We start from the raw sequence: 24,785 nt of genomic DNA on the forward strand, positions 1-24,785 counted from the left end.
CGCCGCGACAGCCTTAGTCGGCCGGCTTTTTCAGCTTGGGATTAGGGAAGAACTGGACGGTCTGCACCTTGGCCTCGGCCGGCTTGACCTCGACCTTGTTCACCCGGGTACCCAGCTCTTTGGGCACCGACAACCCCTGTTCATTCAGGGTATCGGAGAACCCGCACGCCACACACTCACGATGCGGAACGCTGTCTTCGCTCCACATCATCAGCTTGTCCGGCTCGCTGCACGCCGGGCAAACTGCCCCGGCGATAAAACGTTTCTTGGTGATCACAGGCCCATCACTCATGCCGCTACGTCCTCACTCAGGCCACTGTGGCGCAAGAGTGCGTCGATTGACGGCTCACGGCCACGGAAGTCGACGAACAGCAGCATTGGCTCCTGGGAGCCGCCACGGGCCAGGATCGCTTCACGGAAGGCGCGGCCGGTTTCAGCGTTGAGCACGCCTTCTTCCTCGAAACGCGAGAAGGCATCGGCCGAGAGCACTTCAGCCCACTTGTAGCTGTAGTAACCTGCGGCATAACCGCCGGCGAAGATATGCGCAAAGCTGTTGGGGAAGCGGTTGTACGCTGGTGGACGCATGACCGAAACCTCGTCGCGGATGCCTTCAAGCACCTCCAGTACGCTGCGACCGTCGCCGTGACTGGCGTGCAGCTCGAAGTCGAACAGCGAGAACTCCAGCTGGCGGACCATCATCAGCCCGGACTGAAAGTTCTTCGCCGCCAGCATCTTCTCCAGCAGGTCCTGGGGCAGGGCGGCACCGGTTTCGTAGTGACCGGAAATCAGCGCCAGGCCTTCCGGCTCCCAGCACCAGTTTTCCATGAACTGGCTTGGCAGTTCGACCGCATCCCAGGCCACGCCATTGATCCCGGAGACCCCGGCATGATCGATGCGCGTCAACAGGTGATGCAGGCCATGACCAAACTCGTGGAACAGGGTGGTGACTTCGTCGTGAGTCAGCAGCGCCGGCTTGCCGGGGGCTGCCGGGGTGAAGTTGCACACCAGGTTGGCCACCGGGCTCTGCAGCACGCCAGCTTCGGTACGGCGACGATCACGGGCACCGTCCATCCAGGCACCGCCGCGCTTGTTGGCGCGGGCGTAAAGGTCGAAGAAGAAACGTCCAACGTGTTGGCCGTGTTCCTTGATCTCGAACAGGCGCACGTCTGGATGCCAGGTATCGAAACCCTTGAGCTCGGCGATCTCGATGCCGTACAGGCGCTGGACGATGGCAAACAGACCGGAAAGCACCTTGTCGATAGGGAAGTAGGCGCGCAACGTTTCCTGGGAAACGCTGTAACGCTGCTCACGGAGTTTTTCGCCGTAGAAACCGCTGTCCCAGCTCTGCAGGTCCGGGCAACCCTGCTCGGCGGCATAAGCCTTGAGCTGGGCCAGGTCCTGGACGGCGAACGGCTTGCTGCGCTTGGCCAGGTCTCGCAGGAAGCTCAGCACCTGATCGCTGGACTCGGCCATTTTGGTTGCCAGGCTCAACTCGGCGTAGTTGGCGTAACCAAGCAGTTCGGCCAGCTCCTGACGCAGGTCGAGGATCTCGCGCATCACCGGGCCGTTGTCGAACTGGCCGGCATTGGGGCCCTGGTCGGAGGCGCGGGTGCAGTAAGCCGCGTAGATTTCTTCACGCAGGGCGCGGTCTTCGGCGTAGGTCATCACTGCGTAGTAGCTGGGGAATTCCAGGCTGATCAGCCAGCCATCGAGGCCCTTGGCCTGGGCGGCGGCAGCCATCTGCGCCTTGGCCGAATCGGTCAGGCCTGCCAGCGCCGCTTCGTCGGTGACGTGCTTGGTCCAGGCCTGGGTGGCGTCGAGCAGTTGGTTGGAGAAGCGGCTGCCCAGTTCGCTGAGCTTGCTCTGCACTTGCGCATAACGCTGCTGCTGATCGGCCGGCAGGTCGATACCCGACAGGCGGAAGTCACGCAGGGCGTGTTCGAGAATAGTTTTTTGCGCGACATCGAAGCCAGCGGCTTCAGGGCTGGCGATCAGCGTTTCGTAGGCCTGGAACAGCTCACGGTTCTGGCCCAGCTCGGTGGCATACGCGCTCAATGCCGGCAGGCAGGCCTCGTAGGCTTCGCGCAACTCGGCGCTGTTGCACACCGCGTTGAGGTGGCTGACCGGACTCCAGGCGGCGCCCAGGCGGTCGTTGAGCTCGTCCATGGCCAGCACCAGACCGGCCCAGCTTGGCTGCTGGCCCTGGGTCTTGAGAATGTCGGCAATGGCAGTACGGTTGTCGGCCAGGATCTGTTCAATCGCCGGCTGCACATGCTCGGCACGGATCGCCGAGAAGGGCGGCAAGTCATAAGACTGCAGTAACGGGTTGTTCGCACTCACGGTTAAACACCTTGGCAGAAGAAACATGGGACCATCTTAATTACAATCGACGCCGACCGCAGCCCTATCAATACCAAAGAGAACCCCTATCATGGCCACCCGTAGCTTCCAGAACCATTCACCACGTTTGGGCGAGCGCGCATTCGTCGACCGCAGCGCTGTGGTCCTGGGGGATGTCGAGATTGGCGCAGACAGCTCGGTATGGCCATTGACGGTGATCCGCGGCGATATGCACCACATCCGCATCGGTGCGCGCACCAGCGTGCAGGATGGCAGTGTGCTGCACATTACCCACGCCGGGCCGTTCAACCCGGACGGCTTCCCGTTGTTGATCGGTGATGAAGTAACCATTGGTCACAAAGTCATGCTCCATGGCTGCACTCTGGGCAACCGGATCCTGGTCGGCATGGGCAGTACCATCATGGACGGCGCGGTGGTCGAAGACGAAGTGATCATCGGTGCAGGTAGCCTGGTTCCACCTGGCAAGCGCCTGGAAAGTGGGTTTCTGTATGTCGGCAGCCCGGTGAAACAGGCCCGTGCCCTGACCGAAAAGGAACGGGCGTTTTTCCCTTATAGCGCCAGCAACTACGTGAAACTCAAAGACCAGCACCTTGCCGAAGGTTACCACCTGCCTGAGTGAACGTGCCTACAGCCCTTATCGAGACAGTCATGCACCAGCAAAACATCCTCTTCGACCTCGACGGCACCCTGACCGACCCGCGCCTGGGCATTACCCGCTCGATCCAGTACGCCCTGGCCAAGCTCGGCATCGACGAACCGGACCTGGCGCGCCTGGAACACTTCATCGGCCCACCTTTGCTGCAGGCGTTCATGCAGTTCTATGGCTTCGACGAAGCCAAGGCCTGGGACGCGGTCAACTTCTACCGTGAGCGCTTCAAGGTCACCGGGCTGTACGAGAACCAGGTATTCGACGGCGTCCAGGCATTGCTTGAAGCCTTGAATGGGCAGGGCCGGACGCTGTACATCGCCACCTCCAAACCCTGGGAGTTCGCCCGCGAGATCGCCCGGCATTTTCAGTTCGATCATCACTTCAAGGTGATCTACGGCAGCGAACTCGACGGCACCCGCACCAACAAAGTCGAACTCATCGCCCATCTGCTCGCTGAAGAAGCACTGGACCCGGCCCAGACCCTGATGATCGGCGACCGCAAACATGATCTGATTGGAGCCCGCAGCAATGGCCTTGAGGCGGTGGCGGTGGGTTATGGGTTTGGCAGTCATGAGGAACTGACGGCGGAGCAGCCGGCTTATCACTTTGCGACCTTGAGTGAGTTGCATCAGGCATTTTTGCGGACTTGAGGGCCTTATCGCGACGACTCGACTTGCCCCGCGATGCTTCTCAAAGCCTGATGCCTCTGCTCAAGCGGCAGCCGGCCCAGGGCCTCAACACGCAGATAGTACATCTCCCAGTTCCCACCTACTTGAGCAAACAACTGCGCAAACGCCGGCACCCACTGATCATACAAACCAAAAGGCAACAGTTTGGCATTGTTCATCGGTGCATTGATCCAGGCGTCATACCGCCCTTTGCCTCCCCACTGGCTGTCACGCAGGGTCCGGTAGTCACGGCGCAAGCGTTCGAATTCAGCCTGTTTGCCCGCGCGTTTGCCTGACTCGCTCAGTGGCGCTGCATACAGTGCCTTGAGCCGCTCCCGGCTGGCCAGCACCAACGCAACGAACTGGTCACGCTGCTGACTATCGTCTTGCGTTTGCGCCGGTAGGCCACGAGCAGCACGCCACTGGCGAGTGCCTTGCTGCTCGACGAAAGTGGCAAAGGACTCATTGAACGCAGTGTCGTCCTGCACATACAGGCGCTGATGCGCCAGCTCATGGAAGATCACGCTGGCCAACCGCTCATCGCCCCAACCAAGCATGGAACTGAGGATCGGGTCATCGAACCAGCCCAGGGTCGAATAGGCTTCCACTCCGCCGATATAGACATCCAGCCCCTGCTGTTTCTGCAACGCCGCGGCCCCGCGGGCAGCACCCTGACGGTAGTAGCCGCGATAGGCGACGCAGCCGGCAATCGGGAAGCAATGGGTCTGGGGTTCGAGGGAAAACTCTGGAGTGGCGAACACATTCCACACCACGTACGGGCGGCCAATGTCGGCATACACCCGGTAGCTGCGGTTATCCGGCAGCCTCAGTTGCGCGCTGGCGAAGGCCCGGGCCTGTTCGGCCTGCAGCAGCTGCTGGCGCAGTTTTGCCGGAGTAGTTGGGTCAGCTACCAGTTCGGCCACCGGCTTACGGGCCTGCAACAGCTGTAACTGTCCGCTGGCCAGTTGCCCGTAGTAATTGAGGCTGGAACAACCGTTGAGCAGCCCGAACGCCAACAAGGGAACCAAGCAGCGAAAAAAATGGTCGAGTGCCCCATGACTTGAGCGTAATAAAAGAAATAGTCGAAGCATCCGCGTCCCGTCATCCGCTCAAGAGCTCATCAGCTTCAAGACTATCCTGCCCGGCTGGAGTTTTACCATGCGTACACTGCTTGTCATCAGTGCTCTTCTGCTTCTGTCCGGCTGTGCCGGGTTGTTGCTGCCTCATCCTGACCCCAACCAGGCCTGGATCGACCTCGCCACCGGCCAGGACGATACCTTGCATGCTGTGCAAGTCGACGACCAGGCCTGGGCCGACAAACGCTATTTCGAAGTGCCGCCGGGCAGCCACGAGCTGACCGTGCGTTACCTGTTTCCGGTAACGCCGAGCAATATCGGTCCGGTCAGTGAACCGCTGTGGCGCGATTGCCAGCTGAATGTGAAGTTCAAGGATTTCAATGCCGGACAACGCTATCAGCTCGAAGCCGGCAGCATCGGCTTTCGGCCCTGGGCCAAACTGTATGACGAGCAGCGCAATCTGCTCAGTCAAGGGCTACCGGCGGGCTGCCAGCGCACCTGATAACGCGAATGGCGCTATGCTTGTGCTTTGTAGGTTGCAAGCGGGAGTTTGCCATGCGCCAGCCAATGATGCTGATTGCTCTCAGTACCCTGGGGGCTTGCGCCAGCCCCTTGCCGCCCGTTGATAGCAAACAGGCCTGGGTCGACCTCTACACCATGACGCCCGGCAAGTTGCTGATGGCCGACCGCCTGGATGGCGAACGCCTCAACGACGGGCGCTTCTTCCAGGTTACGCCGGGCAAGCACGAACTGACCGTACGCTTCGATTTCGAGGTGTATTCCGGTGGTTTCTCGGTCAATCCGGTAGAGCGAACCTGCTACCTGAAAGTGCGCTACGACCACTTCGAAGCCGGCCAGCGCTATCGCCTCGAAGCGCGGGCGCCAGCCATGCAGCCCAGCGCCTATCTCTACGACGCGCAACGCAAGGTCGTCGCCGAAGAAGCCAACGACACGTTCTGCATACCCTGACGCCTAGCGGTCATTCTTCTGGTAGATGATCTTCTTGGTGCCACCCTCACAGCTGCCGACCACCATGTTCTGGTCGTGAACATCCTCATTCTTGACGATCTCCAGGGTGTAGGAGCTTACGTTATTGGCCTGGATCTTCGCTTCGATCTCGGCCTTGAGCTCTTCGCAGTTCTTTGGCGCAGCCAGCGCAGAGGTCGCCAGCAGCGAAGCCAGCGCAGCAATTGCAACACGGATCATGAGACAGCTCCTTGTGACGGCAGCGATTGTGCCGACACCTATTTGACCACAAGCGGGTATCCCGGTTCTGCCTCCCGCCCTTGCGCCAGCACGTTCAGTTCGAATGCACCCCGGGTATTGAATCCTCAGGAAGTGCCCATACAGAGTTAAAAAGGCCACCGCGCAATGCCGGCCAATTGACTGCCGAGGAGGCTTAACTGCCCATGAAGCGACTTGCGGACATCAAATTTTCCACCCTCGACCTGGTGCCGGTGCGTGCCGACGGCAGCCCGGCGCAGTCCCTGCGCAACTCGCTGGACCTGGCGCAGCACGTGGAAAAATTCGGCTACAACCGCTTCTGGGTCGCCGAGCACCACAACATGGACGGCATCGCCAGCTCGGCCACCGCTGTGCTGCTCAGTTACCTGGCTGGTGGTACTTCGACTATCCGCGTCGGTGCAGGGGGTGTGATGCTGCCCAACCATGCGCCGCTGGTGATTGCCGAGCAGTTTGGCACCCTGGAAAGCCTCTACCCCGGTCGTATCGACCTGGGCCTGGGCCGTGCGCCGGGTTCAGACCAGATGACCGCTCGTGCCCTGCGTCGTGAACGCTCCGGCAGTGCTGACGATTTTCCTGACGATGTCGAAGAGCTGGTGCGCTACCTGGGGCCACGGAATCCGGACCAGAAAGTCATCGCCGTGCCAGGCTATGGCACCAACGTGCCGATCTGGCTGCTCGGCTCCAGCCTGTTCAGCGCCCAACTGGCCGGCATGCGCGGCCTACCCTATGCCTTTGCCTCGCATTTCGCCCCGCGCTACATGCACGAGGCCATTCGCACCTATCGCAACCACTTCCAGCCTTCAGCGGTGCTCGACAAACCGTATGTGATGCTGGGGGTGCCGCTGGTTGCTGCCGACACTGACGAGCAGGCCAATTATCTGGCGACCTCGGTGTATCAGCGGATTCTCGCCCTGATGCGCGGCCAGAGCCTGGTACAACGGCCACCGGTGGAAAGCATGGAAGGTCTGTGGCTGCCCCATGAGCGCGAGGCGGTGGGGGATTTCCTGGGGCTGGCGATGGTCGGCGGGCCGAAGAAGATCCGCGCCAAGCTCGAGGTCTTGCTGGAGCAGACCCAAGCAGACGAGCTGATCTTCACCTGTGACCTGTATGAGCATGCGAACCGGATTCGCTCATACCAGTTGCTGGCGCAGGTGATGCGCGGCAGCTGATGGCCTCATCGCGGGGCAAGCCCGCTCCCACAGGGTTCACAGTGGGAGCGGGCTTGCCCCGCGATTGGTGTCAGCCACGCTTATAGACGATTTCCTTGGTACCGCCTTCGCAGGTCCCGACGACCTTGCCGCCAGTGGCAGCACCCTTGTCAACAATTTCCAACGAGTAACCGCTGACGCCCTTGGCATCAAGCTTGGCGGCTATTTCGCTCTTCAATTCTTCGCACGGTTTGCCCGCCGCCAGCGCAGTGCCCGCCAGCGCCATCAAACCCAGTGCCACTACCAACTTCTTCATCGATCGCTTTCCTTGTTCAGATCAAAGTGGAGGAGGGCGCCGGAGCCGGTCCGGACGCCTCTGGACTGTTTAGCTCAATTGACCCGCACAAGCCAGTGTCATGCCTTCAGCTGTTGACGATACGAAATCCCACCTTGAGCGTTACCTGAAAGTGCGCCGCCTTGTTGTCCTCGATGTGCCCGCGGGTGTCGACCACTTCGAACCACTCAAGAAACTTGATGCTTTTGCCCGCTTCGGCCAGGGCATTGTTGATGGCCTCTTCGATGCTGTTGGGTGACGAGCCTACGAGTTCGATTTTCTTGTATGTGTGATGATCCGACATGAGCAGTCTCCTTTTCGAAGGTGAACCTTGAGCCTAGCAGCGTCAGGCTGTTTTATTGGTGCTCTTGGTCTGCTAGCCGCTTACCTGATGTGCAAGCGCGATAGCTAATCGGCCTGGCGCGCCAGCTCAGCGCGTAACCACCCGGCCAGCTGCTCGGCGCGCCCATCCGCGGCGCGGCGTGGCACCCACAACGCCAAGGCGGCTTGAGTCTGGCAAAAGCCCCAGGGTGCAGCCAGACGCCCGGCACGCAAGTCATCGGCCACCAGCGGCTGCGGCGCGATTGCCACGCCCAGGCCGGCGACAGCCGCCTCCAGCAAGTAATATAGATGCTCAAAATCCTGGCCGTAGCGCAACGCCTCAGGGTTGATACCCTGTTGCTGCGCCCAGCTTGGCCAGGCCTGTGGACGTGATGTGGTCTGCAGCAGAGCCTCTTCCAGCAAGGCCTCAGCCGGCGCCTGCTGCAGGCGGGAAAACCCTGCGAAGTGCGGGCTGAGCACCGGCCCGATGCGCTCCTGGGCCAGCACATGAACCTGCATATCGGCCGGCCAGGGTGGCTCGGAGAACACCAACAGGGCATCAAGGCCCGGGCGACGCGGGTCGAGGTCACCTTCACCGGCGGACAAATGCAGACGCAGTTCTGGCAAGTCCGCCTTGAGCCGACCCAGTCGTGGAATGAACCAGCGTGCCAGCAAACTGCCGGAGCAACCGAGGACGAACGGCGCATCGGCACTGCTCTGGCTCAACTCGGCGCACACGCTGCGCAAGCGCTCGAAGGCATCGAAGCTGGCATCGCGCAAACGCAAGCCGGCATCTGTGAGTTTAATGCCGCGCCCGTCCTTGACGAACAGACTGACCCCGAGATGCTCCTCAAGCACCTTCAGTTGCCGACTGACGGCGCCATGGGTAACGTGCAGTTGCTCGGCCGCCTGGCTGACGCTGTTGAGCCTGGCAGTCGCTTCGAAAGCCCTAAGGGCATTGAGAGGAGGCAAGTCGTGGCGCATAACGTGTGAGTTTTCCTGACATGTTAGAGCAATCTTATCGGTTTTCAGCCGCGCCTGTCGTGGGTACAGTAAAGCCATTCCCAGACTTCACTACGCCCTGGAGCGACCCATGACCCAGACTAACTTCCGCGCCGGCCCCGATGCCAATGGCCTGTTTGGCGCATTCGGCGGCCGCTACGTGGCTGAAACCCTGATGCCGCTGGTGCTCGACCTTGCCCGCGAGTACGAAGCAGCCAAGGCCGATCCTGAATTCCTTGAGCAGCTGGCCTACTTCCAGCGCGACTACATCGGCCGTCCCAACCCGCTGTACTTCGCCGAACGTCTGACCGAACACTGCGGTGGCGCGAAGATCTTCTTCAAGCGTGAAGAGCTCAACCACACCGGCGCACACAAGGTGAACAACTGCATTGGTCAGGTGCTGCTGGCCAAGCGCATGGGCAAAAAGCGCCTCATCGCTGAAACCGGCGCCGGCATGCACGGCGTGGCTACCGCCACCGTGGCCGCCCGCTTCGGCCTGCCTTGTGTGATCTACATGGGCGCCACCGACATCGAGCGCCAACAGGCCAACGTATTCCGCATGAAGCTGCTCGGCGCGGAGATCGTCCCGGTGACTTCTGGTACCGGCACGCTCAAAGATGCCATGAACGAGGCCCTGCGTGACTGGGTCACCAACGTCGAAGACACCTTCTACCTGATCGGCACTGTTGCCGGCCCACACCCATATCCGGCGATGGTCCGCGACTTCCAGTCGATCATCGGCAAGGAAACCCGCGCCCAGCTGCAGGAGAAGGAAGGACGCCTGCCCGACAGCCTGATCGCCTGCGTTGGCGGCGGCTCCAATGCCATGGGCCTGTTCCATGACTTCCTCGACGACACCAGCGTGCAGATCATCGGCGTCGAAGCCGGTGGCCACGGTGTCGACACCGACAAGCATGCCGCCAGCCTCACCGGCGGTATTCCAGGCGTATTGCACGGCAACCGTACTTACCTGCTGCAGGATGCCGACGGCCAGATCACCGACGCCCACTCGATTTCCGCCGGCCTGGACTACCCGGGCATCGGCCCGGAACACGCCTATCTGCATGAAGTGAAGCGCGTCGAGTACGTCAGCATCAACGACGAAGAAGCCTTGGCCGCGTTCCACACCACCTGCCGCCTGGAAGGCATCATTCCGGCCCTGGAAACCTCCCACGCCCTGGCCGAAGCGATCAAACGCGCCCCGACCCTGCCCAAGGATCACCTGATGGTGGTGTGCCTGTCCGGTCGTGGCGACAAAGACATGCAAACCGTGATGAATCATATGGCTGCCCAGGAGAAAAAGGCATGAGCCGTCTTGAACAACGCTTCGCCGAACTGAAAGCCGAAGGCCGCTCGGCACTGGTCACCTTCATCACTGCCGGCGACCCTGGCTACGACGCCTCGCTGGAAATCCTCAAAGGCCTACCGGCCGCTGGCGCCGACGTGATCGAGCTGGGCATGCCGTTCACCGACCCGATGGCCGATGGTGTCGCCATCCAGCTGGCAACCCTGCGTGCCCTGGAGGCTGGACAGACCCTGGCGAAAACCTTGCAGATGGTTCGCGAATTCCGCGTCGACAACCAGACCACGCCGATCGTACTGATGGGCTACTACAACCCGATCCACCGTTTTGGCGTCGAAGCCTTCGTCGCCCAGGCCAAGGAAGTGGGTGTCGACGGTCTGATCATCGTTGACCTGCCGCCTGAGCATGACGCTGAATTGGCCACTCCGGCCCAGGCATCCGGTATCGACTTCATCCGCCTGACCACGCCGACCACCGACGATGTGCGTTTGCCGCGCGTACTGGAACGCAGCTCCGGCTTCGTCTACTACGTCTCGGTTGCCGGTGTCACGGGTGCCGGCTCAGCCACCACTGAGCAGGTCAGCAGCGCCATCGAGCGTCTGCGTCGGCATACCGACCTGCCGATCAGCGTTGGCTTCGGTATCCGTACGCCAGAGCAGGCGGCAGCCATCGCCAAGCTGGCCGATGGTGTGGTGGTGGGGTCGGCGCTGGTCGACAAGATTGCCCAGGCGAAGACCACCGAGCAGGCAGTGGCTGATGTGCTTGAGCTGTGCTCGGCCCTGGCCCAGGGTGTGCGAGGCGCGCGCAAGGCTTGATCACACTCATCGCGGGGCAAGCCAGCTCCCACCGCAGTTAAGTAATCTCTGTGGGAGCGGGCTTGCCCCGCGATAATCTAATTAAAGATCGACAGATCAAGCGGCCGCACCGCCCCCATCCAGATCGCATGATCGCGATGATCCGCCAGATCATCTCCGGTCAGCGGATGCAGAAACACCACCAGCCCGTGGCGATATAGCGCCAGCCAAGGCAACACCACCCCGACCACTTCCGGCCCGAACGCCAGTTGGCAGCTCCAGTCCGGGTGCGGCCCGACTGGCTTCTGGTGCATGCGGCCCATGGTCACCGGAAACAGCTTGGCAGCCTCTTCACATAACTGCCGCGCTTGCTCCATAGTGCTGGCGTCATAATAGACATGGGCGTGATATCCCTTGATCCTTTGCACGAAATCTCCTGCATCACAAGAACCCTCAAGGCATTCCTGAGGTCAAATGATCACCCGCCTGAAAAGGGAGTGATCTGGTGAAAAATGCCGAAACCCCGGTGTTCAAACTGATCCTGCTCGGTGGTTTGAGCAGCCTGGGCAGCGCCCTGATGGCAGAGTTGCTCAAGCGCCAGCATGAAGTGATCGCCGTGGTCGACGACTTGAACATCCTCGCGCCACGCCCGGGCCTGCACTTCAAGATAGGCGGGCTGAACAGCGTTGATCAAGCGGAGCAAAGCGTAGCCGGTGGCTCGGCGGTGGTCTGCCTGCTGGCGGCGCTGGCCCCCGACGATTTCGTCGCACAGCCGCGCTTGAGCCAGGCACTGGTTGCCGGCATGTCTCGCACAACTATACGCCGCCTGTTGCTGGTCGGCGATTTCAGCGTGCTCGACCATAGCGAAGGTCACAGCGAGCAACAGCGGGCCTGTGCCGATCAGATCGTCGACCTGTTGCAACGCAGCGCGTTGCACTGGACCTTGATCAACACCCCGCAGCAAGTCGCCGGGCTGGGCATCGAGCATTTCCACCAGACCCACGGCACCCTGGAGCCGGGCCTTCGCGAACCGTTGCAACACCTGGCCAGGGTAGCTGCCGCCATGATTGATGCCCTGGAGTTGAAACTGCACTACGGCGAGCATGTGAACTTCGTCTTCTAACGCACCTGCTCTTTACGGCTTGCACCCAAGCGCCGGACATCGCACCCTGAACAGCTTCCATTCGTGATAGAGCATGTCCATGGCCTGGCCAGATCGCCAACGTCTGCTGCCGTTCCTCAGCTGGCTGCCCCGGCAAACCCGCGCCAGTGTGCGGCGCGATCTGCTGGTTGGGCTGAGCGGGGCGATCCTCGCATTGCCGCAATCGATCGCCTACGCATTAATCGCCGGCCTGCCTGCCGAGTACGGCCTGTACGCAGCGATCGTTCCGGTGCTGATTGCCTGCCTCTGGGGCTCGTCCTGGCACCTGATCTGCGGGCCGACGGCAGCGATTTCCATTGTGCTGTATGCCAGTGTCAGCCAACTGGCGGTCAGCGGTAGCGACGACTACATCACCCTGATTCTGTTACTGACGTTCCTGGCCGGGGTGTTTCAGTGGTTGCTGGGGGTGTTGCGCTTCGGCGCGCTGGTCAATTTTGTCTCTCATTCGGTGGTACTGGGCTTCACCCTCGGCGCCGCCATCGTTATTGCCCTGGGACAACTGCCGAGCCTGTTGGGGCTGGATCTGCCCAGCCAGGCCACCGCGCTGAAGACCCTGGAAAGTCTGCTGGAGCACGCAGGTGAAGTGGACTGGCCTTCGCTGGTGCTGGGTCTGGGTACGTTGCTGCTGGGCGTTGCGCTGAAGCTGCTGCGCCCGCGCTGGCCCGGCCTGTTGATAACCCTGACGATTGCCAGTCTGCTGGTCTGGTTGCTGCCTGGAGTATTCGCCCATGTGCAATTGGTACCCGGCTTCGCCGGCCAGTTGCCACCCCTGAGCCCGTTGCCGCTGCTCGACTTTGAACTGATCCTGCGCTTGCTGCCCAGTGCTGTGGCGGTGGGTATGCTGGGGCTGGTCACCAGCCTGTCGATTGCCCGTTCGCTGTCGTCGCGTTCGGAGCAGTTGATCGACGCCAACCAGGAAATCCGCGCTCAAGGCCTATCGAACATGGTCGGCAGCCTGTTCTCCGGTTACCTGTCGTCAGGTTCCTTCACCCGCTCCGGGCTGAGCTATGACGCCGGTGCCCGCTCCCCCTTGGCCGGGGTGTTCTCGGCGCTCTGGGTCGCGTTGTTCGCAGTGGCCGGCGCCAGCCTGATTGCGCATATCCCGATCCCGGCGATGGCCGCCAGCATCTTGCTGATCTGCTGGGGCCTGATCGACCACCGGGCGATGCGCGCGCTGTTCCGGGTCAGCCGTTCGGAGTTTCTGGTCATGGCCCTGACTGCTGCGGCAACCTTGCTGCTGGAGCTACAGACCGCCATCTACGCCGGGGTGCTGGCCTCGCTGTTCTTCTACCTCAAACGCACCTCACGACCGCGGGTTCAGCACTCACGTGAAGGCGACACGGATGTGCTGCGTGTGGGCGGCTCGATTTTCTTCGGTGCCAGCCACTACCTGCAGGTGCGTTTGCAACGCTGCCAGGGACCGGATGTGGTGATCGATGCCCGGCAGATCAACTTCATCGACTTTTCCGGCGTCGACATGCTCCACCGCGAAGCCCGTCGATTGCGTCGGGCAGGCGGCAGCCTGACGCTACATCGGGCGCGTCCGCAGGTGATTGAGGAATTACATAAGCTGGAAGGGGCAACGCACTGCCCGATCCGCTTTGAGGAGTGAAACTATCGCGGGGCAAGCCCGCTCCCACAGGGATCATGCAAACGGGAACGGGCTTGCCCCGCGACTCATGCCTCAACCGCGAGCCAGCTGGCGGCGCAGTTCGTCCAGCACCGGAGCGGTATCCGGCCGCACGCCGCGCCAGATGAAGAACGCTTCGGCAGCCTGCTCGGCGAGCATGCCCAATCCGTCCAGAACCTTGGCGGCCTTGTGTTCGCTCGCCCAGCGACAGAAGGGCGTCGGCTCTTTGCCGTACATCATGTCGTAGCACACGGTTTTACCCGGCTCGATCAAGCTGGCAGAGATCGGTGGCAATTCACCGGCAAGGCTGGCGGAGGTGGCGTTGATGATCAGGTCAACCGGCTCTTGCAGCCAGCTAAAACCGCTGGCAGCCACAGGGCCGAGGTCGGCGAATTCGCGAGCCAGCTGTTCGGCTTTTTCCACAGTGCGGTTGGCAATCACCAGCGAGGCCGGGTTGTGCGCCAACAACGGCTCCAGCACGCCACGCACGGCGCCGCCAGCGCCGAGCAGGAGAATGCGCTTGCCCGTCAGCTGTACACCGGCATTCACCGTCAGGTCACGTACCAGCCCGGCGCCATCGGTGTTGTCGCCCTGCAGGGTGTCGTCGGCCAGCTTGCTCAGGGTATTCACCGCACCAGCGCGCTGAGCCCGTGGCGTCAGACTGTCAACCAGGCGATAGGCTTCTTCCTTGAACGGCACAGTGACATTGGCGCCCAAGCCCTGCTTGAAGAAGCCTTGGGCACACATGCTGAAATCGTCCAGCGGCGCCAGCAAAGTGCTGTACTCCAGTTGCTGGCCGGTCTGGTCGGCGAACAGACGGTGGATCAGCGGCGATTTGCTGTGGCCGATCGGGTTGCCGAATACAACGTACTGGTCCATTCACGCGGTTCCTGGGTCAAAGTCGGGCAGGGCCGGAAAAGTTATCCACAACGGCTCAGTGGCTAGCCTTGGCCTCGCCAAGCCAGTCACGGTCCTGCAGGAAATACTCGGTCAGGCGTGCTTCTTCGCTGCCTGGTGTGGCCTTCCAATCGTACCCCCAACGCACTTGCGGTGGCAGCGACATCAGGATCGATTCGGTGCGCCCGCCCGATTGCAGGCCGAACAGGGTGCCGCGGTCGTAGACCAGGTTGAACTCGACATAACGGCCGCGACGGTACTCCTGGAATTCGCGCTGCTCGGCAGTGTAAGGCTGATTCTTGCGACGCTGGACGATCGGCAGGTAGGCCTCGATGTAGGCATCGCCGATAGCGCGCATGAACGCGAAGCAAGTGTCGAAGTCCCACTCGTTCAGGTCATCGAAGAACAGACCGCCAATACCGCGCGGCTCGCCACGGTGCTTGAGGTGGAAGTAACGGTCACACCAGGCCTTGTAGCGCGGATAGACATCGGCACCGAACGGCGCACAGGCGCGCTCGGCCACCTGGTGCCAGTGCAGGCAATCTTCTTCGTTGCCGTAGTAAGGGGTCAGGTCGAAGCCACCACCGAACCACCAGACCGCTTCTTCGCCTTCCTTCTCGGCGATGAAGAAACGCACGTTGGCGTGCGAGGTCGGTACATGCGGGTTATGCGGATGGATGACCAGCGAAACTCCCAGGGCCTCGAAACCACGCCCGGCCAGCTCCGGCCGATGGGCGCTGGCCGACGGCGGCAGGCCACTACCGAAAACATGGGAGAAATTCACGCCGCCTTTTTCGATGACTTTGCCTTCACCAATCACCCGGGTCCGTCCACCACCGCCGGCTTCACGCGTCCAGGCGTCTTCGACAAAGCGGGCACCGCCATCTTCGGTTTCGAGGGCGGCACAAATACGGTCTTGCAAGTCGAGCAGGTAGGCTTTCACGGCCTCGGTGCGGCTAGTCATCAGGTCACCTGGAAGCGGGCATGAGCAAATTCGGCGCGTAGCATACCACCGGCGGCTGGCTGGCCGCAGTTGACGGCGATCAAGCAAAGGCGTCCGATAGGGGTTTTCCGAGCCCGACAGGAGAGTGCAGATGGCCAAGCGTATCCAGTTCAGCCAGCATGGGGGCCCAGAGGTCCTGCAACTGGTCGATTTCGAGCCTGCCGCCCCCGGCCCACAGCAGGTCCGCGTACGCAACCAGGCCATCGGCCTGAACTTTATCGATACCTACTTTCGCAGCGGCCTGTACGCGCCTCCGGCATTGCCGTCGGGGCTGGGCACAGAAGGTGCCGGGGTGGTCGAGGCGGTCGGTGCTCAGGTCGCCCGGCTCAAGGTCGGCGACCGTGTGGCCTATGCCGGTGGCCCGCTGGGTGCTTACAGCGAAGTGCATGTGTTGCCTGAAGCCAATCTGGTCAAACTGCCTGACGCCATCAGCTTCGAACAGGCTGCGGCGGTCATGCTCAAGGGCCTGACCGTGCAATACCTGCTCAAACAAACCTACGCCGTGCAACCGGGAGACATCATTCTGTTCCACGCTGCCGCTGGTGGCGTTGGCTCTCTGGCTTGCCAATGGGCCAAGGCCCTGGGTGCCAAGTTGATCGGTACCGTCAGTTCAGCGGAAAAAGCCGAGCGCGCCAAAGCGCTGGGGGCCTGGGCAACCATCGATTACAGCCATGAGGATGTCGCTCAGCGCGTGCTGGAGCTGACCGATGGCAAGAAGTGTCCGGTGGTCTATGACGGCGTTGGCCAGGACACCTGGCTGACCTCACTGGACTGCCTGACGCCGCGCGGCCTGATGGTCAGCTTCGGCAACGCCTCCGGCGCGGTCAGCGGGGTGAACCTGGGCATTCTGGCGCAGAAGGGATCGCTGTATGTCACCCGGCCGACCCTGGCCAGCTACGCCAACACTGCCGAAAACACTCAGGCGATGGCCGATGACCTGTTTGCAATGATTGCCAGCGGCAAGCTGACGGTGGATATCCAGCAACGCTATTCGTTGGGTGAGGCGGCCAAGGCGCAGGCCGAGCTGTCAGCGCGGCGCACGGTTGGGTCGACGGTGTTGTTGCCGTGAGATTGTGTTGAGTTCATCGCCAGCAAGGCCAGCTTCTACAAGAGCCGGCCTTGCTGGCGATAGGGCCATCAACCAGCCCGAACCACATCCCCAGTCACCAGATCACGGATCACACTCGGATTACGCCGACCACCCAATGCGCCACCCAGTACCAGATCCAGCTGCCCGCGGAAGTACTGCTCTACACGCAAACGTGACTTCGCCGCAGGACGTCCTTGAGGATTGGCCGACGTCGATACCAGCGGCCCGACCAGTGAGCACAGCTCACGTACCACCGGATGGTCACTGACCCGCAGGGCTACGGTGTCATGAACCCCGGTAATCCATTCCGGCAACATGTTCTGGTGCGGCACCAGCCAGGTATTCGGGCCTGGCCAGGTGCTGCCCATACGGTCGAGCCAGATTTCAGGGAAATCCTCAAACAAGAAGTCGAACTGGCGGATATTGTCGGCAATCAGGATCAAGCCCTTGTCGACCGAGCGCGACTTGATCGCCAGCAGGCGATCCACCGCTTCCTCGTTCCAGGGATCACAGCCCAGACCCCAGACGGCCTCGGTTGGGTAGGCAATCACCGCACCAGCCCGAATTTCACGCGCGGCTTGTTGCACACGCCAACTGCTCACCATTGCTCTCACTCCGCATTAAGGCTAACCAGCAGTGTACTTAGGCAGGCCGGGCAAACCAACGTCCAGCTTCATTACAAACCCGTCCAGTCATTTCCAGCTCGGTCAACGCCGCCAGTACCTTGGGCAACGGCCAACCGCTGCTATTGGCTAGTGCTTCGCAGGTTTGCGGCGCAGCCAGCAGTAGATCTTCAAGTACATGCCGGCTGCTAACAGCTTCGCCGCCCTGCACAGGCGGCAGACGCTGCCAACCTTGCAGGGTCTCGACAATCTGCTCGACACTTTCCACCAGCAACGCACCATCGCGAATCAGCTGGTGACAGCCTTTGGACCCGGGATGATGAATCGAACCCGGAACGGCATACACCTCGCGTCCTTGTTCAGCCGCCAGCCGCGCGGTGATCAGCGAGCCACTGGCCAGGCTCGCCTCGACCACAAGCACCCCCAGCGACAGGCCACTGATGATGCGATTACGCCGGGGAAAGTTAGCCGCCACCGGTCCGGCATCAAGCGGAAACTCGGAGACCACAGCGCTGCCTTGCTCGATCATCGCCGCAGCCAGCGCCCGATGCCGTTGTGGATAAAATTTCTGCAGCCCGGTCCCCAGCACCCCGATCGTCTGCCCGCCGACATCCAGCGCCGCCTGATGGGCGGCACCGTCTATCCCCAGGGCCAAGCCGCTGGTTATGACAAATCCACCCCGGGCCAGGTGACGGGAAAAGGCCCCTGCGGTGTCCAGCGCCGGGCGCGATGCGCGGCGGCTACCGATAATCGCCAGTTGTGGCTTCTCCAGCAAAGCCGGGTTACCGGCCACGAACAGCAGGGGCGGTGCGCTATCTACTTCGGCCAATAAAGCGGGGTAGGCGGGGTCGTCCCACATCAGCAAATGCTGGTCGCGCCGCTCTAACCAGGCCAGTGCGGCCGCTGCGCCTTCACGTACTTCAAGGCTGCGGCGGGCCTGGGCGCTCGCGTCGGGGAGGCCCAGCGAACCCCAGGCACCGGCCGGCGCACTGAGCGCCGCCGATGCACTGCCGAACGCCTGCAGTAGCGAATGAAATCGTTGCGGACCGAGCCCAGGTAAACGATGCAGGCGCAATCGCGCCTCGAGTTCGGCGGGTGGACACGCTCGGTAAGCTGACTCTGGCATAACGATCATCCTTGATCGAACGAGTTGAATACACCCTGCACAAGCTGTGGATAACTCTGTTGATAATACTTTGACAACCGGTTGAAAAATTTCCCTTGGTGGCATGCCAATGGGCTGCCTGAAACCTTAGCTGACCTTTGCCAGGTGCCGAATGCGCCGAATCCCTTTATTATGTGTACTCATGTTTGTAATTCATCGCACAGTGCAGCTCATACGCTTATGGCCATTCTGAACATCCTCGAATTCCCGGACCCGCGCCTTCGCACCATCGCCAAACCGGTGAGCGAAGTCGACGACGGCGTTCGCCAGTTGATCGATGACATGTTTGAAACCATGTACGAAGCCCCAGGCATCGGCTTGGCGGCGACCCAGATCAACGTGCACAAGCGCATCGTGGTCATGGACCTGAGCGAAGACCGCAGCGAGCCACGGGTGTTCATCAACCCCGAGCTCGAGATGCTCACCGAGGAAATGGATCAGTACCAGGAAGGCTGCCTGTCGGTGCCCGGCTTCTACGAGAACGTCGACCGCCCGGTGCGGGTCAAGGTCAAGGCGCTGGATCGCGATGGCAAGCCCTACGAGCTGATTGCCGAAGGCCTGCTGGCGGTGTGCATCCAGCACGAATGCGATCACCTCAACGGCAAGTTGTTCGTCGATTACCTGTCGACGCTCAAACGTGACCGGATCAAGAAGAAGCTGGAAAAACAGCATCGCCAGCAAGCTTGATCTCCTCTTCCCAAAGGCTTGCTCCGGCAAGCCTTTTTCTTTTTAAGCGAGAACTCCATGCGCATTGTCTTTGCAGGCACCCCAGAGTTTGCCGCCGAACACCTCAAGGCCTTGATCGACAGCCCTAATGAAGTGGTGGCCGTCTATACCCAACCGGACCGTCCGGCCGGGCGCGGGCAAAAACTGATGCCCAGCGCAGTCAAGCAACTGGCTGTGGATAACGGCATCCAGGTCCTGCAACCGCCAACCCTGCGCAATGCCGAGGCTCAAGCTGAACTGGCCGCCCTCAAGCCGGACCTGATGGTGGTGGTCGCCTACGGCCTGATCCTGCCGCAAACGGTGCTGGATATCCCGCGCCTGGGCTGCATCAACAGTCACGCCTCACTGCTGCCACGCTGGCGCGGTGCAGCGCCGATCCAGCGCGCGGTCGAAGCCGGCGACAGTGAAAGCGGCGTGACCGTGATGCGCATGGAAGCCGGGCTGGATACCGGGCCGATGCTGCTCAAAGTCACTACCCCTATCAGCGCCACTGACACCGGTGGCAGCCTGCACGACCGCCTCGCCGAGATGGGCCCGCCAGCCGTACTCGAAGCCGTCGCCGGCCTGGCCGCGGGCACACTGCAAGGTGACGTCCAGGACGACAGCCTGGCCACGTATGCACACAAGCTGAACAAAGACGAAGCGCGCCTGGACTGGAACCGTCCAGCCGTTGAGCTGGAGCGCCTGATTCGCGCCTTCAATCCCTGGCCGATCTGTCACAGCAGCCTCAACGGTGAAGCAGTGAAAGTCCTTGCCGCCAGCTTATCCACAGGCAAAGGCACCCCAGGTGAAATCCTCAGCGCCAGCAAAGACGGCCTGATCGTTGCCTGCGGTGAACAGGCCCTGTGCCTGACTCGTCTGCAATTGCCTGGTGGCAAGGCGCTGAACTTCAGCGACCTGTTCAACAGCCGCCGCGAGAAATTCGCCAGCGGTACGGTGCTCGGTCAATGAATCCACGTCTGGCAGCCGCCCGCGCCCTGGCGGCAGTACTCAGCGGCAAGGCATCGTTGAACAGTTCACTGCCTGCGCAACTGGACAAGGTCGAAGTGCGTGACCGTGGCCTGACCCAGGACCTGGCCTTTGGCACCGCACGCTGGCAGCCGCGGCTCTCGGCCCTGGCCGAGCGTCTGCTGCAAAAGCCGTTCAAGAAAGCCGACGCCGATGTCGAAGCCTTGCTGCTGGTCGGTCTGTATCAACTGCTCTACACCCGCGTCCCGGCCCATGCCGCCATCGGTGAAACCGTAGGCTGTGCCGACAAGCTGAAAAAGCCGTGGGCCAAGGCCTTGCTCAATGCCGTACTGCGCCGTGCGCAGCGCGAGAGCAGTGAAATCCTCGCCGAACTGGAACGTGATCCGGTGGTGCGCACCGCCCATCCGCGCTGGCTACAGAAGGCGCTCAAAGCGTTCTGGCCAGAACAGTGGGAAGCCATCTGCGCCGCCAACAATGCCCATCCGCCGATGATCCTGCGGGTTAACCGCCGTCATCACAGCCGCGAAGCCTACCTGGAGCTATTGCGCGCAGCGGGGCTGGAAGCCAGCGCCTGTCAGTACAGCACTGATGGCATTCTCCTCGCCCAAGCCTGCGATGTACGTGGCCTGCCGGGGTTTGACCAGGGCTGGATCAGCGTTCAGGACGAAGCCGCACAGCTGGCTGCCGACCTGCTCGACCTCGCGCCTGGCCAACGGGTGCTCGACGCCTGCTGCGCGCCCGGCGGCAAGACCTGCCACCTGCTCGAAGCCGAGGCGAAACTGGAGTCTGTGGTCGCGATCGACCTCGAAGCCAAGCGCCTGACCCGAGTCCGGGAAAACCTCGACCGCCTGGGCCTGGATGCTCAGTTGATTGCCTGCGATGCCCGCGATACCGCCAGCTGGTGGGATGGCAAAGGTTTCCAGCGCATCCTGCTCGACGCACCGTGCTCGGCCACCGGGGTGATTCGCCGTCATCCGGACATCAAGATGACCCGTCAGGCCGACGATATCGCGGCCCTGGCCAGCTTGCAGGGTGAACTGCTCGACGCCCTGTGGCCGACGCTCGAAGTCGGCGGCATCCTGCTGTATGCCACCTGCTCGACCCTGCCGACAGAAAACACCGAAGTCATCGAGGCATTCCTCACACGCACGCCAGGTGCCCGCGAGCTGGACCTGGCGACCCAGGCCGGCCTGCGCCAGCCACGTGGCCGCCAGTTACTGGCACAGGAAGGCGGACACGATGGCTTCTACTATGCCAAGCTGATCAAAATCGCCGCCGCGCGCGGATAACAACAGAAGGGACCAGCGGATGAAGATCATCATCCTCGGCGCAGGGCAGGTCGGCGGTACGCTGGCCGAGCACCTGGCCAGCGAAGCCAACGACATTACCGTGGTCGATACCGATGGCGAGCGCCTGCGCGACCTCGGCGACCGCCTGGACATCCGTACCGTTCAGGGCCGCGCCTCGTTCCCGACCGTGCTGCGCCAGGCCGGTGCCGACGACGCCGACATGCTGGTGGCGGTGACCAATAGCGATGAGACCAACATGGTCGCCTGCCAGGTCGCCTACACCCTGTTCCACACCCCGACCAAAATCGCCCGGGTGCGTGAATCCGCCTACCTGACCCGCGCCGGTCTGTTCGACAATGACGCCATCCCCGTCGACGTACTGATCAGCCCCGAACAGGTGGTGACCCATTACATCAAGCGCCTGATCGAGCATCCCGGTGCTCTGCAGGTCATCGACTTCGCCGAAGGCAAGGCGCAACTGGTGGCGGTCAAGGCCTATTACGGCGGGCCACTGGTCGGTCAGCAACTGCGCCAGATCCGCGAACACATGCCCAATGTCGACACCCGCGTCGCGGCGATCTTCCGCCGTGACCGGCCGATCCTGCCCCAGGGCGATACGGTGATCGAGGCCGACGACGAAGTGTTCTTCATCGCCGCCAAAGCCCACATCCGTGCGGTGATGGGTGAAATGCGGCGCATCGATGAGACCAACAAACGCGTGGTCATCGCCGGTGGCGGGCAGATTGGCGAACGCCTGGCCGAGGCCATCGAAAGCCGCTACCAGGTGAAGATCATCGAGATGAACCCGGCACGCTGCCGTTACCTCTCCGATACCCTGGACAGCACCGTGGTGTTGCAAGGCAGCGCATCGGACCGCGACCTGATGCTCGAAGAGAATATCGCCGAAGCCGACATCTTCCTGGCCCTGACCAACGACGATGAAGCCAACATCATGTCCTCGCTGCTGGCCAAGCGCCTGGGCGCACGCAAGGTGATGACCATCATCAACAACCCCGCGTATGTCGACCTGGTCCAGGGTGGCGATATCGATATCGCCATCAGCCCGCAGCTGGCCACCATCGGCACCTTGCTCGCCCACGTGCGCCGCGGCGACATCGTCAGTGTGCACTCACTGCGCCGTGGCGCGGCAGAGGCCATCGAGGCCATTGCCCATGGCGACTCGAAGTCGAGCAAGGTGATCGGCAAGGCCATCGAAGACATCGCCCTACCGCCAGGCACCACCATTGGCGCGATCATTCGCGATGAAGAAGTGCTGATCGCCCACGACGACACGGTGATCCAAGCAGGCGACCATGTGATCCTCTTCGTTGTCGATAAAAAGTACATCCGTGACGTCGAGAAGCTGTTCCATGTCGGGCTGAGCTTCTTCTAAGGGAGAGCCGGGATGCGCGAATCACTGGAAAAGATGCTGGCCAAGGGTGTGGATAACGCCTTGCTGCGCTTCGGCCTGGGCAAGGCCTGGCTGGATGAAGGCAATGGTGCCGAAGCGGCGCTGCACCTGCAACGCTGCGTCGAGTTCGATCCGAAGTATTCGGCGGCCTGGAAGCTGTTGGGCAAGGCCCATCAGCTGCAGGGCGATAAAGCCGCAGCACGCCTGGCTTGGGAACATGGACTGGAAGCGGCCAAGGCCCATGGCGACAAGCAGGCCGAGAAAGAGATGACGGTGTTTCTCAAGAAGCTGGATAAGGCCGGTTAGGCCATCGCGGGGCAAGCCCGCTCCCACAGTTATTCACAATCCACAGTGGAAGCGGGCTTGCCCCGCGATGAGACCCTCAATACCAGCGCGCCTCACCAGGCGGACGCTTCTTGAAGCGTTTCATGCTCCACATGTACTGGCTCGGATAAGCCCGCACATAACGCTCGACCACCTGGCTCATGGCCGCCGCCGAGGTTTCGGTGTCTTCGCTGTACATGGCCTCGGGCGCCGCTTCCAGAATCACCTTGAACCCGGAACCGTCCGGCAGGCGCAGGGCGTGCAGGAACACCCCGACGGCCTTGCCACCCGCGAGCATGTTCGGCACGAATTTGCTGGTCAGCGCCTTGGTGGCGAAGAACGGCACGAAGATCCCCGCCGACTCAGCCGGCTCCGGGTCTGCCGGAATGCCGACCTGACCGCCTTTGCGCACTTCCTTGATGATGCTCAGGATGCCTTCCTTGGTCGATGCTGCCACGCGGTTGCCCAGCTGCACACGCTGTTCGCGCAACAGGTCATCGACCGCCTTGAGCTTGGGCGGGCGGTAGAAAATGATCGGTTTGCACTGGTTGCAATAGAAGTGGTTGAGCACTTCCCAGTTGCCCAGGTGACTGGTGATGCCGACCACACCCTTGCCCGAAGCCAGAGCGGCCTGCAGCACTTCCAGGCCTTCGACTTCGCGCACCAGCTCAAGTGAGCGCTGGGCTGGCCAGATCCAGGCGCAGGCGCTTTCGGTAAAGGACTTGCCGATATCCATCAGGGTCTGGCCGACCAGTTGCTCGCGCGCCACCGGGTCCATCTCCGGAAAACACTTGGCCAGGTTGATGCGCACCACCTCGCGCGAACTGTTCGGCACCTTCCACATGATCCAGCCGATCGCCGCGCCGACCCGCTGTACCGCGCCCCAGGGGAGCTTGGCAAACAATCGCAACGCCCCGACCATCAAGGCGCCCTTGAATTTATCCACAGGCTGGTTCCTCTTTCTGCAAGCCGGCCATTGTACCCCCTCAGCGCAGCAGCGCGGCGTAGCGATCACAATCGGTGGTGTGGTCCATGACCATGCCGGTGGCCTGCATGAACGCGTAGCAAATGGTCGGCCCGACAAAGGTGAAGCCGGCTTTCTGCAAGGCCTTGCTCATGGCCTTGGCTTCATCGGTAACGGCTGGGACGTCACTGCGCTGGCTGAAATGATTGATTTTCGGTGCACCGCCGACAAATGACCAAAGCCACTGCACGGGATTTTCCTGCGCCAGCCAGGCCTTGGCGTTGCGCCGCGCGGCGTTGAGTTTGAGGCGGTTGCGGATGATCCCGGGATCAAGCATGCGCTCCTCGATTTCGTCATCGCTCATCTGCGCCAGGCGCTGTGGATCGAAGCCGAACAGTACCTCTCGGTAGCGTTCACGCTTCTTCAGTACGGTGATCCACGACAGCCCGGCCTGGAAGCCTTCGAGCAATAACATCTCGAACAACTGCCCCGGATCACGCTGCGGCGTGCCCCACTCCTGATCGTGATAAGCCTGGTAAAGCGGATCGTCGGTACACCAAAAGCAACGTGGCATAAGGCTCCAAGGGTAGAGGCTCGAGCGAATCGGGTTATACTCCCGCTCTTTATATTC

General features: G+C 61.8%; 29 protein-coding genes. 15 read left to right on the forward strand and 14 right to left on the reverse strand.

The window, feature by feature from the left end; translation table 11 throughout:
- Positions 1-13: 13 nt before the first annotated feature.
- Positions 14-292: a YheV family putative zinc ribbon protein gene (locus C6382_RS10095; protein WP_107024359.1), complete on the reverse strand. Its 279-nt coding sequence runs from the start codon at positions 290-292 to the stop codon at positions 14-16.
- Positions 289-2,340, reverse strand: a complete 2,052-nt coding sequence (gene prlC, locus C6382_RS10100; protein ID WP_256589068.1) for an oligopeptidase A — start codon at positions 2,338-2,340, stop codon at positions 289-291. Before prlC ends, C6382_RS10095 begins: the two co-directional genes overlap by 4 nt.
- Before the next feature lie 91 nt (positions 2,341-2,431).
- Here prlC and C6382_RS10105 point away from each other — a divergent pair, with 91 nt between their 5' ends.
- Positions 2,432-2,980 carry a gamma carbonic anhydrase family protein gene (locus tag C6382_RS10105; RefSeq protein WP_107024361.1) on the forward strand — a complete coding sequence of 183 codons (549 nt, stop codon included), beginning with the start codon at positions 2,432-2,434 and terminating at the stop codon, positions 2,978-2,980.
- A gap of 29 nt (positions 2,981-3,009) precedes the next feature.
- Entirely contained in the window at positions 3,010-3,660 is a 651-nt protein-coding gene (locus C6382_RS10110; protein WP_107024362.1) for an HAD family hydrolase, read from the forward strand.
- Positions 3,661-3,665: 5 nt separating this feature from the next.
- On the opposite strand, the gene C6382_RS10115 is transcribed toward C6382_RS10110, so the two are convergent.
- Positions 3,666-4,769, reverse strand: a complete 1,104-nt coding sequence (locus C6382_RS10115; protein WP_107024363.1) for an aminopeptidase — start codon at positions 4,767-4,769, stop codon at positions 3,666-3,668.
- Between the two features lie 67 nt (positions 4,770-4,836).
- Between C6382_RS10115 and C6382_RS10120 the strand changes: the two genes are divergently transcribed.
- Together C6382_RS10120 and C6382_RS10125 are read left to right on the forward strand one after the other, a co-directional pair.
- Complete coding sequence (locus C6382_RS10120) at positions 4,837-5,256, forward strand: hypothetical protein (protein WP_107024364.1); 420 nt, start codon at positions 4,837-4,839, stop codon at positions 5,254-5,256.
- A gap of 53 nt (positions 5,257-5,309) precedes the next feature.
- Positions 5,310-5,723, forward strand: a complete 414-nt coding sequence (locus tag C6382_RS10125) for a hypothetical protein (RefSeq protein ID WP_107024365.1) — start codon at positions 5,310-5,312, stop codon at positions 5,721-5,723.
- Between the two features lie 3 nt (positions 5,724-5,726).
- On the opposite strand, the gene C6382_RS10130 is transcribed toward C6382_RS10125, so the two are convergent.
- Positions 5,727-5,960 carry a DUF1161 domain-containing protein gene (locus tag C6382_RS10130; protein ID WP_107024366.1) on the reverse strand — a complete coding sequence of 78 codons (234 nt, stop codon included), beginning with the start codon at positions 5,958-5,960 and terminating at the stop codon, positions 5,727-5,729.
- 203 nt (positions 5,961-6,163) lie between these two features.
- Between C6382_RS10130 and C6382_RS10135 the strand changes: the two genes are divergently transcribed.
- Complete coding sequence (locus C6382_RS10135; RefSeq protein ID WP_107024367.1) at positions 6,164-7,168, forward strand: LLM class flavin-dependent oxidoreductase; 1,005 nt, start codon at positions 6,164-6,166, stop codon at positions 7,166-7,168.
- 70 nt (positions 7,169-7,238) lie between these two features.
- Here the strand turns inward: C6382_RS10135 and C6382_RS10140 are convergent, their stop codons facing one another.
- The 3 genes from C6382_RS10140 to C6382_RS10150 all read right to left on the reverse strand — a co-directional run bounded on the left by C6382_RS10140 (position 7,239) and on the right by C6382_RS10150 (position 8,786).
- Entirely contained in the window at positions 7,239-7,463 is a 225-nt protein-coding gene (locus C6382_RS10140) for a DUF1161 domain-containing protein (protein WP_107024368.1), read from the reverse strand.
- Positions 7,464-7,569: 106 nt separating this feature from the next.
- Complete coding sequence (locus C6382_RS10145) at positions 7,570-7,785, reverse strand: dodecin (RefSeq protein WP_107024369.1); 216 nt, start codon at positions 7,783-7,785, stop codon at positions 7,570-7,572.
- Between the two features lie 104 nt (positions 7,786-7,889).
- The gene (locus tag C6382_RS10150; protein WP_178082762.1) at positions 7,890-8,786 is read right to left on the reverse strand and encodes a LysR family transcriptional regulator; all 897 of its coding nucleotides are present in this window, start codon (positions 8,784-8,786) and stop codon (positions 7,890-7,892) included.
- A 109-nt stretch (positions 8,787-8,895) separates the two neighbouring features.
- On the opposite strand from C6382_RS10150, the gene trpB reads away from it, so the two are divergent.
- Both trpB and trpA read left to right on the forward strand, forming a co-directional pair.
- Entirely contained in the window at positions 8,896-10,113 is a 1,218-nt protein-coding gene (gene trpB, locus C6382_RS10155; RefSeq protein ID WP_107024370.1) for a tryptophan synthase subunit beta, read from the forward strand.
- Positions 10,110-10,922 (forward strand): tryptophan synthase subunit alpha, encoded by an 813-nt coding sequence (gene trpA, locus C6382_RS10160; RefSeq protein ID WP_107024371.1) that lies wholly within the window; start codon positions 10,110-10,112, stop codon positions 10,920-10,922. The genes trpB and trpA overlap by 4 nt, the downstream gene beginning before the upstream one ends.
- Positions 10,923-10,999: 77 nt before the next feature.
- Here trpA and C6382_RS10165 read toward each other — a convergent pair whose 3' ends face one another.
- Positions 11,000-11,329: a DOPA 4,5-dioxygenase family protein gene (locus C6382_RS10165; protein WP_107024372.1), complete on the reverse strand. Its 330-nt coding sequence runs from the start codon at positions 11,327-11,329 to the stop codon at positions 11,000-11,002.
- A 77-nt stretch (positions 11,330-11,406) separates the two neighbouring features.
- Between C6382_RS10165 and C6382_RS10170 the strand changes: the two genes are divergently transcribed.
- Complete coding sequence (locus C6382_RS10170; RefSeq protein WP_107024373.1) at positions 11,407-12,024, forward strand: NAD(P)H-binding protein; 618 nt, start codon at positions 11,407-11,409, stop codon at positions 12,022-12,024.
- Between the two features lie 79 nt (positions 12,025-12,103).
- The gene (locus C6382_RS10175; RefSeq protein WP_107024374.1) at positions 12,104-13,675 is read left to right on the forward strand and encodes a SulP family inorganic anion transporter; all 1,572 of its coding nucleotides are present in this window, start codon (positions 12,104-12,106) and stop codon (positions 13,673-13,675) included.
- A 72-nt stretch (positions 13,676-13,747) separates the two neighbouring features.
- Here C6382_RS10175 and aroE read toward each other — a convergent pair whose 3' ends face one another.
- Positions 13,748-14,572: a shikimate dehydrogenase gene (gene aroE / locus C6382_RS10180; RefSeq protein ID WP_107024375.1), complete on the reverse strand. Its 825-nt coding sequence runs from the start codon at positions 14,570-14,572 to the stop codon at positions 13,748-13,750.
- A gap of 55 nt (positions 14,573-14,627) precedes the next feature.
- Entirely contained in the window at positions 14,628-15,554 is a 927-nt protein-coding gene (hemF, locus tag C6382_RS10185; protein WP_107024376.1) for an oxygen-dependent coproporphyrinogen oxidase, read from the reverse strand.
- 130 nt (positions 15,555-15,684) lie between these two features.
- Between hemF and C6382_RS10190 the strand changes: the two genes are divergently transcribed.
- Positions 15,685-16,662, forward strand: coding sequence for an NADPH:quinone reductase (locus tag C6382_RS10190; protein WP_107024377.1), 978 nt, complete (start codon positions 15,685-15,687; stop codon positions 16,660-16,662).
- Between the two features lie 68 nt (positions 16,663-16,730).
- On the opposite strand, the gene C6382_RS10195 is transcribed toward C6382_RS10190, so the two are convergent.
- Together C6382_RS10195 and dprA are read right to left on the reverse strand one after the other, a co-directional pair.
- A complete protein-coding gene (locus tag C6382_RS10195) occupies positions 16,731-17,288 on the reverse strand; it encodes an L-threonylcarbamoyladenylate synthase (RefSeq protein WP_107024378.1) in 558 nt (185 codons plus the stop codon).
- 37 nt (positions 17,289-17,325) lie between these two features.
- Positions 17,326-18,432, reverse strand: coding sequence for a DNA-processing protein DprA (gene dprA / locus C6382_RS10200; protein WP_107024379.1), 1,107 nt, complete (start codon positions 18,430-18,432; stop codon positions 17,326-17,328).
- A 219-nt stretch (positions 18,433-18,651) separates the two neighbouring features.
- Here dprA and def point away from each other — a divergent pair, with 219 nt between their 5' ends.
- The 5 genes from def to C6382_RS10225 are packed head-to-tail and all read left to right on the forward strand — an operon-like array spanning position 18,652 to position 23,172.
- Complete coding sequence (def, locus tag C6382_RS10205; RefSeq protein WP_107024380.1) at positions 18,652-19,158, forward strand: peptide deformylase; 507 nt, start codon at positions 18,652-18,654, stop codon at positions 19,156-19,158.
- Positions 19,159-19,215: 57 nt separating this feature from the next.
- Positions 19,216-20,148: a methionyl-tRNA formyltransferase gene (gene fmt, locus C6382_RS10210; protein WP_107024381.1), complete on the forward strand. Its 933-nt coding sequence runs from the start codon at positions 19,216-19,218 to the stop codon at positions 20,146-20,148.
- Complete coding sequence (gene rsmB / locus C6382_RS10215; RefSeq protein ID WP_107024382.1) at positions 20,145-21,455, forward strand: 16S rRNA (cytosine(967)-C(5))-methyltransferase RsmB; 1,311 nt, start codon at positions 20,145-20,147, stop codon at positions 21,453-21,455. The genes fmt and rsmB overlap by 4 nt, the downstream gene beginning before the upstream one ends.
- Positions 21,456-21,474: 19 nt before the next feature.
- On the forward strand, positions 21,475-22,848 hold the full coding sequence (gene trkA / locus C6382_RS10220; RefSeq protein WP_107024383.1) for a Trk system potassium transporter TrkA: 1,374 nt from the start codon (positions 21,475-21,477) through the stop codon (positions 22,846-22,848).
- Positions 22,849-22,860: 12 nt separating this feature from the next.
- Positions 22,861-23,172, forward strand: a complete 312-nt coding sequence (locus C6382_RS10225; protein WP_107024384.1) for a hypothetical protein — start codon at positions 22,861-22,863, stop codon at positions 23,170-23,172.
- Between the two features lie 76 nt (positions 23,173-23,248).
- On the opposite strand, the gene C6382_RS10230 is transcribed toward C6382_RS10225, so the two are convergent.
- The gene (locus tag C6382_RS10230; RefSeq protein ID WP_107024385.1) at positions 23,249-24,136 is read right to left on the reverse strand and encodes a lysophospholipid acyltransferase; all 888 of its coding nucleotides are present in this window, start codon (positions 24,134-24,136) and stop codon (positions 23,249-23,251) included.
- Between the two features lie 40 nt (positions 24,137-24,176).
- Complete coding sequence (locus tag C6382_RS10235; RefSeq protein ID WP_107024386.1) at positions 24,177-24,728, reverse strand: DNA-3-methyladenine glycosylase I; 552 nt, start codon at positions 24,726-24,728, stop codon at positions 24,177-24,179.
- Positions 24,729-24,785: the final 57 nt, after the last annotated feature.

The organism is Pseudomonas sp. BBP2017, assembly GCF_003024385.1.
Lineage (GTDB): Bacteria > Pseudomonadota > Gammaproteobacteria > Pseudomonadales > Pseudomonadaceae > Aquipseudomonas.